Source organism: Streptococcus mitis B6, from assembly GCF_000027165.1.
Classification (GTDB): domain Bacteria; phylum Bacillota; class Bacilli; order Lactobacillales; family Streptococcaceae; genus Streptococcus; species Streptococcus mitis_AR.
In genome coordinates, this window is record NC_013853.1 from 54,041 (window position 1) to 71,436 (window position 17,396).

Annotated in this window: 18 protein-coding genes and 1 pseudogene; 18 read left to right on the top strand and 1 reads right to left on the bottom strand. The window is 39.8% G+C overall.

The annotated features are described in order from the left end of the window. Nucleotides 1-265: 265 nt before the first annotated feature. Complete coding sequence (locus SMI_RS00270; protein ID WP_000748701.1) at nt 266-1,447, top strand: N-acetylmuramoyl-L-alanine amidase family protein; 1,182 nt, start codon at nt 266-268, stop codon at nt 1,445-1,447. Nucleotides 1,448-1,529: 82 nt separating this feature from the next. Here the strand turns inward: SMI_RS00270 and SMI_RS00275 are convergent, their stop codons facing one another. Continuing rightward, on the bottom strand, nt 1,530-2,405 hold the full coding sequence (locus SMI_RS00275) for a helix-turn-helix domain-containing protein (protein WP_001267146.1): 876 nt from the start codon (nt 2,403-2,405) through the stop codon (nt 1,530-1,532). 197 nt (nt 2,406-2,602) lie between these two features. Between SMI_RS00275 and SMI_RS00280 the strand changes: the two genes are divergently transcribed. The 17 genes and pseudogenes from SMI_RS00280 (at nt 2,603) to SMI_RS00335 (ending at nt 17,345) form a co-directional block, all read left to right on the top strand. Beyond that, complete coding sequence (locus SMI_RS00280; protein ID WP_000748692.1) at nt 2,603-3,772, top strand: N-acetylmuramoyl-L-alanine amidase family protein; 1,170 nt, start codon at nt 2,603-2,605, stop codon at nt 3,770-3,772. A gap of 152 nt (nt 3,773-3,924) precedes the next feature. Further along, entirely contained in the window at nt 3,925-4,071 is a 147-nt protein-coding gene (locus SMI_RS00285) for a smi_0057.1 family bacteriocin-like peptide (protein WP_000425304.1), read from the top strand. A 564-nt stretch (nt 4,072-4,635) separates the two neighbouring features. Beyond that, the gene (locus tag SMI_RS10665) at nt 4,636-5,451 is read left to right on the top strand and encodes a GHKL domain-containing protein (RefSeq protein WP_000184941.1); all 816 of its coding nucleotides are present in this window, start codon (nt 4,636-4,638) and stop codon (nt 5,449-5,451) included. Then, a complete protein-coding gene (locus SMI_RS00295; RefSeq protein WP_001221865.1) occupies nt 5,448-6,179 on the top strand; it encodes a response regulator transcription factor in 732 nt (243 codons plus the stop codon). The genes SMI_RS10665 and SMI_RS00295 overlap by 4 nt, the downstream gene beginning before the upstream one ends. A gap of 482 nt (nt 6,180-6,661) precedes the next feature. Next, nucleotides 6,662-6,790 carry a smi_0059.1 family bacteriocin-like peptide gene (locus tag SMI_RS00300; RefSeq protein WP_000658145.1) on the top strand — a complete coding sequence of 43 codons (129 nt, stop codon included), beginning with the start codon at nt 6,662-6,664 and terminating at the stop codon, nt 6,788-6,790. 11 nt (nt 6,791-6,801) lie between these two features. Continuing rightward, a complete protein-coding gene (locus SMI_RS10535; protein ID WP_001004585.1) occupies nt 6,802-6,957 on the top strand; it encodes a hypothetical protein in 156 nt (51 codons plus the stop codon). 33 nt (nt 6,958-6,990) lie between these two features. Then, complete coding sequence (locus SMI_RS00305) at nt 6,991-7,188, top strand: class IIb bacteriocin, lactobin A/cerein 7B family (protein ID WP_000180818.1); 198 nt, start codon at nt 6,991-6,993, stop codon at nt 7,186-7,188. Nucleotides 7,189-7,401: 213 nt separating this feature from the next. Continuing rightward, nucleotides 7,402-7,557 carry a smi_0061 family bacteriocin-like peptide gene (locus SMI_RS00310; protein WP_000357249.1) on the top strand — a complete coding sequence of 52 codons (156 nt, stop codon included), beginning with the start codon at nt 7,402-7,404 and terminating at the stop codon, nt 7,555-7,557. A 3-nt stretch (nt 7,558-7,560) separates the two neighbouring features. Beyond that, nucleotides 7,561-7,776, top strand: a complete 216-nt coding sequence (locus tag SMI_RS10960) for a bacteriocin immunity protein (RefSeq protein WP_012972421.1) — start codon at nt 7,561-7,563, stop codon at nt 7,774-7,776. Nucleotides 7,777-7,855: 79 nt separating this feature from the next. After that, nucleotides 7,856-8,035, top strand: a complete 180-nt coding sequence (locus SMI_RS10670; RefSeq protein WP_231840221.1) for a hypothetical protein — start codon at nt 7,856-7,858, stop codon at nt 8,033-8,035. A 78-nt stretch (nt 8,036-8,113) separates the two neighbouring features. Continuing rightward, nucleotides 8,114-8,320 carry a bacteriocin immunity protein gene (locus tag SMI_RS00315; RefSeq protein ID WP_000673799.1) on the top strand — a complete coding sequence of 69 codons (207 nt, stop codon included), beginning with the start codon at nt 8,114-8,116 and terminating at the stop codon, nt 8,318-8,320. A 561-nt stretch (nt 8,321-8,881) separates the two neighbouring features. Next, complete coding sequence (gene comA / locus SMI_RS00320; RefSeq protein WP_000668317.1) at nt 8,882-11,035, top strand: peptide cleavage/export ABC transporter ComA; 2,154 nt, start codon at nt 8,882-8,884, stop codon at nt 11,033-11,035. Between the two features lie 12 nt (nt 11,036-11,047). Further along, entirely contained in the window at nt 11,048-12,397 is a 1,350-nt protein-coding gene (comB, locus tag SMI_RS00325; protein WP_000801593.1) for a competence pheromone export protein ComB, read from the top strand. A gap of 170 nt (nt 12,398-12,567) precedes the next feature. Next, nucleotides 12,568-13,275, top strand: a complete 708-nt coding sequence (gene purC, locus SMI_RS00330) for a phosphoribosylaminoimidazolesuccinocarboxamide synthase (protein ID WP_164925502.1) — start codon at nt 12,568-12,570, stop codon at nt 13,273-13,275. A 1-nt stretch (nt 13,276) separates the two neighbouring features. After that, entirely contained in the window at nt 13,277-13,420 is a 144-nt protein-coding gene (locus SMI_RS10965; protein ID WP_343287568.1) for a phosphoribosylaminoimidazolesuccinocarboxamide synthase, read from the top strand. A 76-nt stretch (nt 13,421-13,496) separates the two neighbouring features. Further along, a pseudogene (locus tag SMI_RS11015) lies at nt 13,497-13,565 on the top strand (phosphoribosylaminoimidazolesuccinocarboxamide synthase); the annotation flags it as partial. Between the two features lie 54 nt (nt 13,566-13,619). Then, entirely contained in the window at nt 13,620-17,345 is a 3,726-nt protein-coding gene (locus tag SMI_RS00335; RefSeq protein ID WP_000361183.1) for a phosphoribosylformylglycinamidine synthase, read from the top strand. Nucleotides 17,346-17,396: the final 51 nt, after the last annotated feature.

Consider the following 17,396-nt stretch of genomic DNA (forward strand, 5'->3'; position numbering starts at 1 on the left):
TCTGTTAGAACAAAAATGTTAATATAATCACAATTTTAATTGACTTTCCTTTTTTACAGGACTATAATGTAGATATAAAAAAGGATTTATTTTATAGTTGGGGGAAGGTGATGACTATGTACTTTTGATAAACTAGTCTCTATCTTATATGCTTGGAAATGTTAGGAGGTCTTATGGTTCAGGTTCATGAATCTGACATCTATTTTGACTTCGTTTCTATTTGATTTTCTTACTTTGGATTTATCTATTTTAGGAGGAAATGGCTATGAAAAAATCTAAACTACTTACACTTGGTTTGCTTGCAGGTGCTGGCCTACTATTGTCTATCAATCAAGTACAGGCTGCAGATACTTGGGTTAAAAATGGTGCTGACTGGAATCTTTCACAAGATGGCAGTTTCGCTAAAAACAAATGGGTACAAAACGCAGGTTCTTGGTACCACTTTGACGGTTCTGGTAAAATGCAGACAGGCTGGCTCAAAGATGGGAATACATGGTATTCACTAGCAGATAGTGGTGCTATGCGCACAGGCTGGTACAAGGAAGGTAACACCTGGTACTCACTCGCAAATAGTGGTGTTATGCGCACAGGTTGGTACAAAGAAGGGTCTACTTGGTATTACCTCAAAGACAGTGGCGCTATGGCAACAGGATGGGCGACTGCAAATGGTCAATGGTCTTACTTTGAAAATTCAGGTGCTATGGTCGCAGATAGAGCTGTTCCAGCCAGTGATGGGGAAAGTTATGTCATCGGTAAGGATGGTTATATGTTGACCAAACTTCCAAGTCAGGTTGAACAATCTCAAGCGGATGATACAATTATCACAAATATTGTTACTTTGTCTGATGGGTATGATTATCATCTTATTCATAGAAAAGATGGAGTCATTGTTGAAAAAAATGCTTGGTACATCAAACCAGAGTTTAAAAAGTTTTCTGATAAATATGGAGATAAAGTTTCCAATACGATGTTGGCTTTAGTAGATAATACGGAAGAAGGACAAGAAATTAATCCTAAAGCTGTCGTGAAAAATTTCCAAAACTTACCAAACAGGTATTACTTTGGGGCAGATGGTCGTCGCGTAACAAATTTACCAGAAATGACCACCTATTCAGAGATTAAAAAAGTTGGAAATGATGTCTATCTAGAAAATCCGGGTGCACGACTTTTTCTTGGAGCTACCAGCTTCACAATCAATAATAATAAACTATACTATTTAGATGGTGATAATGGCAAACTCAAAACAGGTTATTTTGCATTGATTGATGATAGACCAAGCTATCATCACTATCATATTCTTGTTTATGCAGACCAATCTGGTGAAATTCTTAAAATGAAACGATTGCCAACAGGAATTTCAGATTATCTTAATAAAGAAATTGACGGTTTCTACGGTCAAACTGTTAAAATCGATAGTAAGACAGGAAATGTTTCTGTTGTGAAATAAACTATCTGACAGAGTAAAACGAAAAAAGCGAACAGCTTTGTATACTAGGAAGTCATGTTCGCTTTTATTCATAAAGTAATAGTTACTGTTTGGTCTTTGTTTCAAAAAAATCTGCTTGATAATAATCACTAACTTCTCTTTTCATTTCTTCTAGTAATCGACTTTCATCTGTTGATTCGAGTAAGGATAATCCTTTATTAATCATAGTATGATCTTCATTAACAATTCCCAGACGTACTTGAGCTACACCTAATAAATCGTATCGTTTCAATATTTTTGCTAAATCAAGACATTCTTGAATTAAGCATAGACAGTCATCTTTCTTCCCTGCTTCAAGGTACATTCGTGTCATATTGGCTAGAATGGAGTAATGAATACTTTGAATTGGACGATAATCTGTGTATTTATTTAGAGATTTTACAAGCCTCTTACGTAGCATTTCTAGTGAATCAATAGGGAAATGGAAAATGATCATCACTAGCAATCGTAAATCTGAGAGGAACCACTGATCTCTTTTTTCCAATTCTTTCCATAACTCCTCAGCCAAGGCTTGAGCTTTATCGGAAAACTGATTTTCAATCACTTCTATAAAAATGGTTAGTTCTTTCACAGCATGTTCTATTGGGATATCATTCTGCACTTCATCTAGATAAATTTGACATTTTGATAGCAGTGTCTTCATTTCTTCTAGATTAGGTGAAGAAATGACTTGATAATATTCTGAAAATAATTTCTTACGAGAATCCATTTGGTAATGTTGACAAATATAATGAAATTCATCGAAACTCATATCAATTTGCCTCAAAAGTAACTCCATAGTATCATACCTAGGAGTAGAATGATTATTTTCAAACTTAGATAAGTTAGAATGAGTAATGTAGTCACCACAGACCTCATTTTGTGTAATCCCTTTTGACTTACGAATGTATTTATAAACTGAACCAATATCCCACCGCATATTTTTGCCTCCAAAAATGTTCCAAAAGTAGAAGTTTTAGGAAAATATTTATATTTAGTATATCATAAAGGTGTGGGGTGGGCAATGATGATAGAAAGAAGGTGTTGGTTGACTCTTAAGGATTATTAGGAGTTATGTAGAATGTTTATGATGGAAAAATATCTTTTGATAACTATTCAATAAAGGAGGAAATGGCTATGAAAAAATCTAAACTACTCACACTTGGTCTGCTTGCAGGTGCTGGTCTACTTTTGTCTATCAACCAAGCACAGGCTGCAGATACTTGGGTTAAAAATGGTGCTGACTGGAATCTTTCACAAGATGGCAGTCTAGCTAAGGATAAATGGGTACAAAATGCTGGTTCTTGGTACCATTTTGACGGTTCTGGAAAAATGCAGACAGGATGGCTCAAAGACGGTGATACATGGTATTCACTAGCAGATAGTGGAGCTATGCGTACTGGCTGGTACAAGGAAGGCAACACATGGTACTCACTAGCTAATAGTGGTGCCATGCGTACAGGTTGGTACAAAGAAGGGTCTACATGGTACTATCTTCATTTTAGTGGTTCTATGATGACAGGTTGGGAGTTTATAGATGGTAAATGGTCTTACTTTGAAAAATCAGGTGCTATGGTCGCAGATAGAGCTGTTCCAGCCAGTGATGGGGAAAGTTATGTCATTGGTAAGGATGGCTATCTAGCAAATAGAAAAGATGCTGGATACAATATTCATGATATTGTCAAACTTGGAGATGGGCAAGAATATTTGCTAAATGCTAAAGGTGACGATGTTATTATTGAAAAAAACACTTGGTATATCAGACCAGAGTTCCAGAAGTTTTCTAACAAATATGGGGATGAGGTTGCAAATACTACCTTAGCTTTAGTGGATAATAAAGAAGAAGGACAAGAAATTAATCCTAAGGCAGTTGTACAGAACTTCCAAAACTTACCAAATCGCTACTACTTTGATGAAAATGGACATCGTGTGGTTAATATCCCAGCAATGACAACCTATTCAGAGGTTAAAAAAGTTGGCAATGATGTCTATTTAGAAAATCCAGGTGCACGACTTCGTCTTGGAGCTACCAGCTTTACAATCAATAACAATAAACTATACTATTTAGAAAATGAGCAAGGTAAGCTCAAAACAGGTTACTTTGTATTAATTGATGATGGTATGGCTACAACCCACTATCACATCCTAGCCTATGCGGGTCAATCTGGTGAGATTCTTAAGATGAAACGTTTGCCATCGGGAGTTTCAGATTATCTGGATAAAGAAATCGATGGTTTATACGGTGAAAAAATTAAGATTGAATCTCCACACTCAAACGAATATTATAAAGTGGTTGTGGTTAAATAAAAATAACATCTTCACAACTAATTGTTAACACTCTAACCAATATACCATTTTCAGGAGGCTTTAGATTTCTTGTATTTCAAAAGGAAACTAAAGCCTTTTGTAGATGGAGCAGGGGATAGAGTTATCTATAAAATAATGAAAAGGAGTCTGTCATGGAAATGAAAAATACATTTGTAGAATTAGAACAATTTGAAGAGTTAACCCCAGAGGTATTGGAGGAAGTGAATGGTGGAGGGATTTTTGAAGATACTGTAAAATGGTGCAATAAATTATTTGGTACGGGTAGACACGTTGCTTAAATTCACACTATTAGTTAGAGATTAGATTTATTTATGCTTATTTTAGAATTCTTATTTTCTGTGATATATCTACTGTTGGTAGTCGTTTCAACCATAGTGCCTACTATTTATTTGGGCGCTCAAATTTCCCCAGAATTTTATAAAAAACGTTATTGGATACTTATATTTTTAATTAGTTTATCTGCTCGTCAAACATTTGGAGAATTATTTCATATAGGAGTTCTTATCTACTTTTACTGTATTTTTTTATTAGTATTGCACAAGGGAAAAGGGGAATCTCTTTTTCTTTCTCTGTATCTTTTTCTCTTCTTTCAAAGTATTCGTTATTTATTTTTGACAATTTGGATTCGTGTATTATCTGGTGAGCCTTGTTGTTTCGTAGATTCGTTTTCTACTTTATATATATCTATATTTGATTTATTATCAATCTTTCTATGTTGTAAAATTATGAAGCGTTGGTCTTTGGATTTGGATTTATTCTTTTCAGATACTTTTAAAACCCACTATCGTAAGAGCTTTTTCATTATCCTACCTCTGACTGGATTTAGGATATTCTCTTCGTTCATGACCAATAGAAATAGTTCTTTTTACGTTCGCTTTGACACGACCATTTCTCTCCTGATTTTCATTCTCTTTTTCTCCTGGCTCTTTTATATCAGACACTTAGAGCAGGTTTATCGTGATGAGCAGACCATTCAGAGACAGGAAGAAGAAAATCGTTCCTTGCAAGGGATGGTGGATAAGTTGGGTCATCTCTATGATGAGGTTCGAGGTTTCCGTCATGATTTTGCAGGGATTGTCGCTAGCATGGAGCCTGCCATAGCGAATCAAGATATGGCTGAGGTGTCTACCATTTATCAAGATGTCTTTCTAAAGACCAATGAAAAGCTGAGGAAGGCAGATTACACAGCTTTTAATCTTCACAATATCCATGATATAGCCATTCGTAATACCTTGGCAAAAGCCATGATTGTGGCAGATAATCAGGGAATTCATTTTAGTTTGGAGACGGTGGGGGTTGTCGAAGAACTGGCATTGCCGATGTTGGAGGCTATCCGTATCCTCTCTATCCTCACGACAAATGCCTTAGAGGCAGCCAGTGAGGCTGAAAATCCGCAGATTCGGGTTGCTTTGTTGGCAGGTGATAGGAGTGTCCGTTTTATCATTGAAAACACTCGTAAGAAAGAAGAACTGAATCCCATCATTCTCAGTCAAAAGGGTTACTCTACCAAGGGAAACCACAGTGGACTGGGTTTAGCGACCTTGGAGGATATGGTTTTTCATTATGATTTAAACTTAGATACCCAGCTAGGAGAGACGACCTTTAGACAAGATTTAGAATTGCCATTTAAGGATGAGAAACGAGGGGGAGAGGAATGAGAATTTTAGTTTTGGAAGACGATAGAGTCCAGCAAGGACGGATAGAGCAGACTTTACTAGATATTGGTCGCTCTCGCAATTTGAGATTGGAAATTGATATTGCCAAAAACTATGGAGATGTTGAAAAGTATTCTCAGTATTTTGACCATTACCAGCTCTATTTATTAGATTTAGAGATTGATGGAGAGCGTGAACGGGGTTTTCAGGTTGCTCAACAGGTTCGGGAGCTAGATCCCTTTACAAGTATTGTCTTTGTGTCCACACACTCGGAGGCCTTGCCTCTAGCTTTTCGCTACCACTTGTCTGCCTTGGATTTTATTTCCAAGGATCAGCCAGAGGAAGATTACCGTCATCAGTTGGAGCGTTGTCTGGACTATGTACTGGCAGTGGACAAGAGGGAAAATATGCGTCTCTTCACCTATAGTTTTGAGGGAAGACGGGGCTTTACTCTGCCCTACCATGAAATTTTAGCCTTTGAAACCTCAGTGGAATCCCATCGTATCAAGGTCTATTATGCCAATCATTCTATCAAAACCATTTATGGTAGTCTCAAGGATATCGCTGCCAAGGCTGAAAAAGATTACTTTGTCTATGCCAATCGCAATACTTTAGTCAGTTTACAGGCAATTGAAGAGATGACTGCCACAGAAGTGACCTTGTTAGAAGGCTTGCACTTCCCCGTATCACGAACAGCCAGAAGAACCCTTAAAAAACATCTCAATGTCTAATATCTATTAGACTTGGATGAGTTTATCAATAAGAATATCGGAAAAATTTCTGATATTCTTATTTTTTTGACTTTTTTTCGAATAGATAAGTAAGAGGAGAAGGAAAGGAGCCTAGTTCATGTTTATATCAATGTTCTACCCATGGTTCACTGAGTTATTTTTTAAATAAATTTAATTTAGTTGTACATTTTCGAATTATTTTTCGAATAGATAAGTAAGAGGAAAAGGAAAGGAGCCTAGTTTATGTATCTACCAATCTTGTATCCGTGGTTTACTAAATTATTTTTCAAATAAAATTTAATTTAGTTGTACATTTTCGAATTGTTTTTCGAATAGATAAGTAAGAGGAAAAGGAAAGGAGCCTGGTTTATGTATCTACCAATCTTGTATCCGTGGTTCATTAAATTATTTTTTAAATAAAATTTAATTTAGTTGTACATTTTCGAATAAATAAGTAAGAGGAAAAAGAAAGGAATAAAATAATGAAAGAACATCAATATGAATTTGTTGAGTTAACTTCGGAAGAATTGACCGATATTCAAGGTGGAGAAAATTGGACGAAGACCCTTGCAGATTGGTACATTGGATTTCGTAGAGGTTTAGGTTTTTAGGAGGATAAGCAATGAATGAAATGAATGACAAGTATACTATTGAGGTATTAAAGGAAAGCGACTTAGCCTTGATGGTTGGTGGTAGTAAGGAAAGTTATCAAGGGGGTCTAATTTCAGGTCTATTGTTACGCGGTGTATTTATTGGGACCCCATTTTTTAGAAGATAAGATTTAGAAAAAATAGAACAAGAGGAGAAAAAGATGACAAATTTTGACAAAATGGAACAGAACTTTGTAGCTCTTACAGAAGAAGAGTTGATGGATGTGGATGGGGGAATTGCACCAATTATTATTGGTGGTGTAGTTATTAGTTGGAAATTAATTGGAGGTGTAGCTGCGCTTGCTACAGCTTCAGCAGGTGCCGGCATAGCTGCAGGATATTATGCTAATCGACCATAATTTTGGATTTATATATGAGATTTGTTAAATTAATGCTGAAGATTTGGCCTGAGCTTATGGTATTACTTAGTTCAATATCTTATACAATTATCAGGTTGGTAGCTGATGTTAATAAGCTACCCTTACCTACATGGTTTGATGATTTTAATATACCAACAATTTCATTGTTTTTAATGGTATTCATTTTATTATATAGAAGTAAAGGAGAAAAGAATGGATAAATTTCAAGTAGTTGATGAGAAAGATTTGCAAGTAATTGAAGGAGGAATTGAACCTATTTCGGTTATATTTGGCCTAAGTGCTATTGCATTTGGCGCATTTGGGGCTGGTTACACATTTGGTTCAGATTTGGCTCGTCGCGGGCGTTAGATAATGAATAACCACAATCTGAATCTTAATACATTGTTACCTAAACTAGCCACTATATTTCCTTTATTGGGAATAACTCTTAATCTCGCGCTTCATGTGATTCGTACAGGTTCGTTAGTATCCTTTAATTGGCAATGGACTTTAGTTGGGTTGCTTTTCTCAGCATATTTTGGTATTTTTCGCAAAGATTTGTCAAAAAATAATCAAAATCATAAATGAAGAACATGAATCAAAAGGATTTTGTGTATGTGAATGGTAGAGTTTTCCGCCATTCTTGTCAGGTAATTAGGAGTTTTCTATTAAAACATTTTTATTAGGCTTTGCTGAGGGTTATTTTATCGTATCGCTCATTATCTACATCGCAACGCATGTGATTTTGAAAAGTCCAATCAATATCCTATTTTATCCAGAAATTTACCCTGTTTTATTTGGGCTCTTTTATCTAGGATATAAGGCCAATAAAAAGCGAGTAGAGTAAACAGTTAAGAATGACTTGTTAGTCTGCGCTGAAAATAGCTAGGCTAGAATCTAAGAATGCATCACATCGGAGTTTAATATGAAATTTGTTAAATCAATACTGAAAGTTTGGCCTGAAATCATGGTATTACTTAGTTCAATGTCTTATATCATCATCAGATTAGTAGCTGATATGAATAAAGTATCTTTACCTACTTGGTTTGATAGTTTCAATATACCAACGATTGCATTATTTATGATGGTCTTCATTCTTTTATACAGAAGTAAAGAAAAAAAGAATGGATAAATTTGAGGTAGTAGACGCTCTATAGGGAATAGATGTCTTACAGTAACGAATCAAAAAAAGGAGTAACTATGAATCGTAACTTAGAACGGTGTTATCTATTCTGACTAGGAATAGATCATACCAGAGGTGGCTTAGAAATAGCAGGGACATTAGAAATTGAAGTAATAAATAGGATAGCAACTGTTACTATCAATGATTTATTTGTCCTAAGCTTGCCTAGGGTGTTAGTAAAAAATCAATTTCCTTTCATACCATATTTTTAGTAGGTAGAACGTTTGTTCTGCCTATTTTTTTATCCAAAAAGTGCAGTTGGGAGGGAGATAGGCGCATTTGGGGAGGAAGTCCAGTTTTTATTTGGGAATTGGGGTAAGATAGGTATTATCAGATGAGTTTATACTCTTCGAAAATCTCTTCAAACCACGTCAACGTCGCCTTGCCATGTAGATGTTACTGACTTCGTCAGTTCTATCTACAACATCAAAGCCGTGCTTTGAGCAACCTGCGGCTAGTTTCCTAGTTTGATCTTTGATTTTCATTGAGTATTAGGAAAAGGAGATGAATATGAAATTTGGGAAACGTCACTATCGTCCGCAGGTGGATCAGATGGACTGCGGTGTAGCTTCATTAGCCATGGTTTTTGGCTACTATGGTAGCTATTATTCTTTGGCTCATTTGCGAGAATTGGCTAAGACGACCATGGATGGGACGACGGCTTTGGGCTTGGTCAAGGTGGCAGAGGAGATTGGTTTTGAGACGCGAGCAATTAAGGCGGATATGACGCTTTTTGACTTGCCAGATTTGACTTTTCCTTTTGTTGCCCATGTGCTTAAGGAAGGAAAATTGCTCCACTACTATGTGGTGACTGGGCAGGATAAGGACAGCATTCATATTGCCGATCCAGATCCTGGGGTGAAATTGACCAAACTGCCACGTGAGCGTTTTGCGGAAGAATGGACAGGGGTGACTCTTTTTATGGCACCTAGTCCAGACTACAAGCCTCATAAGGATCAAAAGAATGGTTTACTCTCTTTTATCCCTATATTAGTGAAGCAGCGTGGCTTGATTGCCAATATCGTTTTGGCAACACTCTTGGTAACCTTGATTAACATTGTGGGTTCTTATTATCTGCAGTCTATCATTGACACCTATGTGCCAGATCAGATGCGTTCGACGCTGGGGATTATTTCTATTGGGCTGGTGATTGTTTATATTCTTCAGCAAATCTTGTCTTACGCTCAGGAGTATCTCTTACTTGTTTTGGGGCAACGCTTATCGATTGATGTGATTTTGTCCTATATCAAGCATGTTTTTCACCTGCCTATGTCCTTCTTTGCGACACGCAGGACAGGGGAGATCGTGTCTCGTTTTACAGATGCCAATAGTATTATTGATGCGCTGGCTTCGACCATTCTTTCGATTTTCCTAGATGTGTCAACGGTTGTCATTATTTCACTTGTTTTATTTTCACAAAATACCAATCTCTTTTTCATGACCTTATTGGCGCTTCCTATCTATACAGTGATTATCTTTGCCTTTATGAAGCCGTTTGAAAAGATGAATCGGGATACCATGGAAGCCAATGCGGTTCTGTCTTCTTCTATCATTGAGGACATCAACGGTATTGAGACTATCAAGTCTTTGACCAGTGAAAGTCAACGTTACCAAAAGATTGACAAGGAATTTGTAGATTATCTGAAAAAATCCTTTACCTATAGTCGGGCAGAGAGTCAGCAAAAGGCTCTGAAAAAGGTTGCCCATCTCTTGCTCAATGTCGGCATTCTCTGGATGGGGGCTGTTCTGGTCATGGATGGCAAGATGAGTTTGGGGCAGTTGATTACCTATAATACCTTGCTGGTTTACTTTACCAATCCTTTGGAGAATATCATCAACCTGCAAACTAAGCTTCAGACAGCGCAGGTTGCCAATAACCGTCTAAATGAGGTTTATCTGGTAGCTTCTGAGTTTGAGGAGAAGAAAACAGTTGAGGATTTGAGCTTGATGAAGGGAGAGATGACCTTCAAGCAGGTTTCCTACAAGTATGGCTATGGTCGAGATGTCTTGTCAGACATCAATTTGACCATTCCCCAAGGTTCTAAAGTGGCTTTTGTGGGAATTTCAGGGTCAGGTAAGACGACCTTGGCTAAGATGATGGTTAATTTTTACGACCCAAGTCAAGGGGAGATTAGTCTGGGTGGTGTCAATCTCAATCAGATTGATAAAAAAGCCCTGCGCCAGTATATCAACTATCTGCCTCAACAGCCCTATGTCTTTAACGGAACGATTTTAGAGAATCTTCTTTTGGGAGCCAAGGAAGGGACGACTCAGGAGGATATCTTACGGGCGGTCGAATTGGCAGAGATTCGAGAGGACATTGAGCGGATGCCACTGAATTACCAGACAGAATTGACTTCGGATGGGGCAGGTATCTCAGGTGGTCAACGGCAGAGAATTGCTCTGGCGCGTGCTCTCTTGACAGATGCGCCGGTCTTGATTTTGGATGAGGCGACCAGTAGTTTGGATATCTTGACAGAGAAGCGGATTGTGGATAATCTCATGGCTTTAGATAAGACCTTGATTTTCATCGCCCACCGCTTGACCATTGCTGAACGGACAGAGAAGGTTGTTGTCTTGGATCAGGGCAAGATTGTTGAAGAAGGAAAGCATGCTGATTTACTTGCACAGGGTGGCTTTTATGCCCATTTGGTGAATAGCTAGAAAGAGGAGAGGATGAAACCAGAATTTTTAGAAAGTGCGGAGTTTTATAATCGTCGTTACCATAATTTTTCCAGTCGGGTGATTGTGCCCATGTCCCTTCTACTCGTGTTTTTGCTTGGATTTGCAACATTTGCAGAGAAGGAGATGAGTTTGTCTACTAGAGCTACTGTTGAGCCTAGTCGTATCCTTGCAAATATCCAGTCAACTAGCAACAATCGCATTCTTGTCAATCATTTGGAAGAAAATAAGCTGGTTAAGAAGGGGGAACTTCTGCTTCAATATCAGGAAGGGGCAGAGGGTGTCCAAGCGGAGGCCTATGCTAGTCAGTTGGACATGCTCAAGGATCAAAAAAAGCAATTGGAGTATTTGCAAAAGAGCCTGCAAGAAGGGACGGATTACTTTCCAGAGGAGGATAAGTTTGGCTACCAAGCCACCTTTCGCGACTACATCAGTCAAGCAGGAAGTCTTAGGGCTAGTACATCGCAACAAAACGAGACCATCGCGTCCCAGAATGCAGCAGCTAGTCAAACCCAAGCTGAAATCGGCAACCTCATCAGTCAAGCAGAGGCTAAAATTCGCGATTACCAGACAGCTAAGTCAGCTATTGAAACAGGCGCTTCCTTGGGCAATCAGAATCTAGCCTACTCTCTCTACCAGTCCTATAAGTCTCAGGGTGAGGAAAATCCGCAAGCTAAAGCTCAGGCTGTTGCGCAGGTTGAAGCACAGCTTTCTCAGTTAGAATCTAGTCTTGCTACTTACCGTGTCCAGTATGCGGGTTCAGGTAGCCAGCAAGCCTATGCGTCTGGTTTAAGCAGTCAATTGGAGTCTCTCAAATCCCAACACTTGGCAAAGGTTGGTCAGGAATTGACCCTTCTAGACCAGAAAATCTTGGAGGTGGAGTCAGGTAAGAAGGTACAGGGAAATCTTTTAGACAAGGGGAAAATTACGGCGAGTGAGGATGGGGTACTTCATCTTAATCCTGAGACCAGTGATTCTAGCATGGTTGCAGAAGGTGCCCTACTAGCCCAACTCTATCCGTCCTTGGAGAAAGAAGGGAAAGCTAAACTCACAGCTTATCTAAGTTCGAAAGACGTAGCAAGGATCAAGGTCGGTGATTCTGTTCGTTATACGACGACTCATGATGCCAAGAATCAACTTTTCCTAGATTCTACTATTACAAGTATAGATGCGACAGCTACTAAGACTGAGAAAGGGAATTTCTTTAAAATTGAGGCGGAGACTAATCTAACTTCGGAGCAGGCTGAAAAACTTCGGTACGGGGTGGAAGGTCGCCTGCAGATGATTACGGGCAAGAAAAGTTACCTACGTTATTATTTAGATCAATTTTTGAACAAAGAGTAATGTTCGTGTTGTTAGAGTTAAATGATTTTAAAACTGTGAGAAAGATTCTTCTTGCAGTTTTTTTCTTTATGATTTTTGAAATACATCTGCTATTTATTCGTTTAAATTCTTGTATTTTTTGGTTTTTTATGGTAGAATGTGCTCAAGTAATACGAAAGGCGAACTTTAAAATGTCAAAACAATTAATCTATTCGGGAAAAGCTAAAGATATCTATACAACTGAAGATGAAAATCTTATTATTTCAACTTACAAGGACCAGGCGACTGCTTTCAATGGTGTCAAGAAGGAGCAGATTGCGGGCAAGGGAGTCTTGAATAATCAGATTTCATCTTTTATTTTTGAGAAGTTAAATGCGGCTGGTGTGGCGACTCACTTTGTGGAGAAGCTTTCAGACACGGAACAACTCAATAAAAAGGTTGAGATTATTCCTTTGGAAGTTGTGCTCCGAAACTATACTGCTGGTTCCTTTTCAAAACGTTTTGGCGTAGACGAAGGAATCGCATTTGAGACTTCTATTGTCGAATTTTACTACAAAAATGATGATTTGGATGATCCATTTATCAATGATGAGCATGTGAAATTCCTACAGATTGCGGATGACCAGCAGATTTCCTACTTGAAAGAAGAAACTCGTCGAATCAATGAACTCTTGAAAGCCTGGTTTGCTGAGATTGGGCTTAAGTTGATTGACTTTAAGTTAGAGTTCGGTTTTGACAAGGATGGCAAAATCATCTTGGCAGACGAATTTTCACCAGATAACTGCCGTTTGTGGGATGCGGATGGTAACCACATGGATAAGGATGTTTTCCGTAGAGGATTAGGAGAGCTAACAGACGTTTACGAGATTGTTTGGGAAAAGTTGCAGGGTTTGAGATAATCTGTTTGCAACGGAAAACATTCGTCTCTCAACTAAAAGGACTCAGGCTGAAAAGGTCCCCCAGACCTTTTCACTCCGTAGAGGATTGGGAGAGCTAACAGACGTTTATGAAGTTGTCTGGGAAAAGTTGCAAGGTTTGAAATAATCTGTTTGCAACGGAAAACCTTCGTCTCTCAATTAAAAGGACTCAGACTGAAAAGATCCTCCAGACCTTTTCACTCCGTAGGGGACTAGGTGAACTAATCGATGTTTACGAGATCGTCTGGGAAAAGTTGCAGGGGTTGAAATAACAACCTCAAGGTCGTTGGAACATTGCAAGAGCTGAAATAAAGGAATAAGAATTGATGGATAAACGTATTTTTGTTGAAAAAAAGGCTGATTTTCAGGTCAAGTCAGAGAGTTTGGTTAGAGAACTCCAGCACAACTTGGGACTTTCAAGCTTGAAAAGTATTCGCATCGTGCAAGTTTATGATGTATTTGACTTGGCAGAGGACCTGTTTGCACCTGCAGAGAAACACATTTTCTCTGAGCAGGTGACAGACCATGTTTTGGACGAAGCGGCTGTGCAGGCGGATCTTGCCAACTATGCTTTCTTTGCCATTGAAAGCCTACCAGGGCAGTTTGACCAGCGTGCAGCATCTTCACAGGAAGCCTTGCTTTTGCTGGGAAGTTCTAGTGACGTGACAGTCAATACAGCACAATTGTACTTGGTCAATAAGGACATTGATGCGACTGAGTTAGAGGAGGTCAAGAACTACTTGCTCAATCCAGTTGATTCTCGTTTCAAGGACATCACGACAGAGATTGCCAAGCAGGAATTTTCAGAGTCAGACAAGACCATTCCTAAATTGACTTTCTTTGAAAGCTATACAGCAGAAGACTTTGCCCGCTACAAGGCCGAGCAGGGCATGGCAATGGAAGTGGATGATTTGCTCTTTATCCAAGACTACTTTAAGTCAATCGGACGTGTGCCGACGGAAACAGAACTCAAGGTTTTGGACACTTACTGGTCTGACCACTGCCGTCACACGACTTTTGAGACAGAGTTGAAACAGATTGATTTCTCAGCTTCTAAATTCCAAAAACAATTGCAGTCAACCTATGACAAATATATCGCTATGCGCGATGAGTTGGGGCGTTCTGAAAAACCGCAAACCTTGATGGATATGGCGACTATTTTTGGTCGTTATGAGCGTGCTAATGGACGTTTGGATGACATGGAAGTGTCAGACGAAATTAATGCTTGCTCAGTTGAAATCGAAGTGGATGTTGATGGCGTGAAAGAACCATGGCTTCTCATGTTCAAGAACGAAACCCATAACCACCCAACAGAAATCGAACCATTTGGCGGTGCTGCCACCTGTATCGGTGGGGCCATTCGTGACCCATTATCAGGTCGTTCTTATGTTTACCAAGCCATGCGTATCTCGGGTGCTGGAGATATTACCACACCGATTTCGGGAACGCGCGCTGGTAAATTGCCACAACAAGTTATTTCTAAAACAGCGGCTCATGGTTATTCTTCATATGGTAACCAGATTGGGCTTGCGACGACTTACGTTCGTGAGTATTTCCATCCAGGCTTTGTAGCTAAACGTATGGAGCTAGGTGCAGTTGTCGGTGCGGCTCCCAAGGGCAATGTTGTCCGTGAAAAACCGGAAGCGGGTGATGTCATTATCCTCCTTGGAGGTAAGACTGGACGTGATGGTGTCGGCGGTGCGACGGGCTCTTCTAAGGTTCAAACGGTTGAGTCTGTGGAAACTGCTGGAGCTGAGGTTCAAAAAGGGAATGCCATCGAAGAACGTAAGATTCAGCGCCTCTTCCGTAATGGTGATGTCACTCGTCTCATCAAGAAATCCAACGACTTTGGTGCTGGTGGTGTCTGTGTAGCCATCGGTGAACTGGCAGACGGTCTTGAAATCGACCTCAACAAGGTGCCTCTTAAATACCAGGGCTTGAATGGTACCGAAATTGCCATCTCTGAATCACAAGAACGGATGGCTGTGGTGGTTCGTCCTGAAGACGTAGATGCCTTTGTTGAAGAATGTAACAAAGAGAATATTGACGCTGTTGTGGTTGCGACAGTGACTGAAAAACCAAATCTGGTTATGCACTGGAATGGTGAAACAATTGTCGACTTAGAACGTCGTTTCCTTGATACCAATGGTGTGCGTGTCGTTGTTGATGTCAAGGTTGTGGACAAGGATGTCAAACTCCCAGAAGAGCGTACAACAAGTGATGATACACTTGAAGTTGACACCCTTGCGGTTCTATCTGACTTGAACCATGCGAGTCAAAAAGGCTTGCAGACTATCTTTGATTGCTCAGTCGGTCGTTCTACAGTCAACCATCCGCTTGGTGGTCGCTACCAACTCACACCGACTGAGGCTTCTGTGCAGAAATTGCCTGTACAACACGGTGTGACTCATACTGCCTCAGTCATGGCTCAAGGTTTCAACCCATATGTAGCTGAATGGTCTCCATACCACGGTGCTGCTTATGCGGTTATCGAAGCAACTGCTCGTTTGGTGGCTGCTGGCGCAAACTGGTCTAAGGCTCGTTTCTCTTACCAAGAGTATTTCGAGCGCATGGATAAACAAGCTGAGCGTTTTGGTCAGCCAGTAGCAGCTCTTCTAGGCTCTATCGAAGCACAAATCCAACTTGGTTTACCATCTATCGGTGGTAAGGACTCCATGTCTGGTACCTTTGAAGAATTGACAGTACCGCCAACCTTGGTTGCTTTTGGGGTGACAACGGCAGATAGCCGTAAGGTGCTTTCTCCTGAGTTCAAGACTGTTGGGGAAAACATTTACTACATCCCAGGTCAAGCTCTTGCTGCAGAGATTGATTTTGACTTGATTAAGTATAACTTTGCTCAGTTTGAATCCCTTCAAAAGTCTCACAAAGTAACAGCAGCTTCAGCTGTCAAATACGGCGGTGTGCTTGAAAGTTTGGCACTTGCTACTTTTGGAAATCATATTGGTGCAGAGGTGATCTTGCCTGAACTTAAAACAGCTTTGACAGCTCAATTAGGTGGATTTGTCTTCACATCTCCTGAAGAAATCGCTGGAGTAGAGAAAATCGGTCAAACAAGTGCAAACTTTACACTGACTGTAAACGGTGTGAAGCTAGATGGACACAAACTTGACAGTGCCTTCCAAGGAAAATTGGAAGAAGTTTACCCAACAGAGTTTGCCCAAGCCAAAGAACTAGTAGAAGTTCCAGCTGTCGCTACTAACACAGTCATTAAAGCTAAAGAAACTATTGAAAAACCTGTGGTTTACATCCCAGTATTTCCAGGGACCAACTCAGAATATGACTCAGCCAAGGCCTTTGAAAAAGAAGGTGCAGAGGTCAACTTGGTGCCATTTGTGACCTTGAATGAAGATGCTATTGTCAAGTCAGTTGAAACCATGGTTGACAATATCGGCAAGGTTAACATTCTCTTTTTTGCCGGTGGATTCTCGGCTGCGGATGAACCAGATGGTTCAGCCAAGTTCATTGTCAATATTTTGCTCAATGAAAAAGTCCGTGTGGCTATTGATAGCTTTATCGCCCGTGGTGGCTTGATTATCGGTATCTGTAATGGATTCCAGGCTCTCGTAAAATCAGGTCTTCTTCCATACGGAAACTTTGAAGATGCCAGCAGTACGAGCCCAACCCTCTTCTACAATGATGCCAACCAACACGTGGCTAAGATGGTGGAAACTCGGATTACCAATACTAACTCGCCATGGTTAGCTGGAGTGCAAGTGGGCGATATCCACGCCATTCCCGTTTCGCACGGTGAAGGGAAGTTTGTCGTGACGGCTGAGGAATTCGCTGAGCTCCGTGACAATGGACAAATTTTCAGCCAATATGTTGACTTTGATGGAAAACCAAGTATGGACTCTAAGTACAATCCGAATGGTTCTGTCCATGCCATCGAAGGAATTACCAGCAAGAATGGTCAAATCATCGGTAAGATGGGCCACTCAGAACGTTATGAAGACGGTCTTTTCCAAAACATCCCAGGAAATAAAGACCAGCACCTGTTTGCGTCAGCGGTTAAATACTTTACTGGAAAATAAGACTTGCAGATGTTTTAATAGATAGTGTCAGTAATGTAAAAGTCATGTAGA

What these genes read in the sequence shown, in the direction of transcription:
- SMI_RS00315 (WP_000673799.1), top strand. Translation starts at nt 8,114, where the DNA reads ATGAAATTTGTTAAATCAATACTGAAAGTTTGGCCTGAAATCATGGTA.
- SMI_RS00335 (WP_000361183.1), top strand. Translation starts at nt 13,620, where the DNA reads ATGGATAAACGTATTTTTGTTGAAAAAAAGGCTGATTTTCAGGTCAAG.
- SMI_RS10665 (WP_000184941.1), top strand. Translation starts at nt 4,636, where the DNA reads ATGACCAATAGAAATAGTTCTTTTTACGTTCGCTTTGACACGACCATT.
- purC (WP_164925502.1), top strand. Translation starts at nt 12,568, where the DNA reads ATGTCAAAACAATTAATCTATTCGGGAAAAGCTAAAGATATCTATACA.
- SMI_RS00295 (WP_001221865.1), top strand. Translation starts at nt 5,448, where the DNA reads ATGAGAATTTTAGTTTTGGAAGACGATAGAGTCCAGCAAGGACGGATA.
- SMI_RS00270 (WP_000748701.1), top strand. Translation starts at nt 266, where the DNA reads ATGAAAAAATCTAAACTACTTACACTTGGTTTGCTTGCAGGTGCTGGC.
- SMI_RS10960 (WP_012972421.1), top strand. Translation starts at nt 7,561, where the DNA reads ATGAATAACCACAATCTGAATCTTAATACATTGTTACCTAAACTAGCC.
- SMI_RS00280 (WP_000748692.1), top strand. Translation starts at nt 2,603, where the DNA reads ATGAAAAAATCTAAACTACTCACACTTGGTCTGCTTGCAGGTGCTGGT.
- SMI_RS00310 (WP_000357249.1), top strand. Translation starts at nt 7,402, where the DNA reads ATGGATAAATTTCAAGTAGTTGATGAGAAAGATTTGCAAGTAATTGAA.
- SMI_RS00275 (WP_001267146.1), bottom strand. Translation starts at nt 2,405, where the DNA reads ATGCGGTGGGATATTGGTTCAGTTTATAAATACATTCGTAAGTCAAAA.
- SMI_RS00305 (WP_000180818.1), top strand. Translation starts at nt 6,991, where the DNA reads ATGACAAATTTTGACAAAATGGAACAGAACTTTGTAGCTCTTACAGAA.
- SMI_RS10535 (WP_001004585.1), top strand. Translation starts at nt 6,802, where the DNA reads ATGAATGAAATGAATGACAAGTATACTATTGAGGTATTAAAGGAAAGC.
- comB (WP_000801593.1), top strand. Translation starts at nt 11,048, where the DNA reads ATGAAACCAGAATTTTTAGAAAGTGCGGAGTTTTATAATCGTCGTTAC.
- SMI_RS00285 (WP_000425304.1), top strand. Translation starts at nt 3,925, where the DNA reads ATGGAAATGAAAAATACATTTGTAGAATTAGAACAATTTGAAGAGTTA.
- SMI_RS00300 (WP_000658145.1), top strand. Translation starts at nt 6,662, where the DNA reads ATGAAAGAACATCAATATGAATTTGTTGAGTTAACTTCGGAAGAATTG.
- comA (WP_000668317.1), top strand. Translation starts at nt 8,882, where the DNA reads ATGAAATTTGGGAAACGTCACTATCGTCCGCAGGTGGATCAGATGGAC.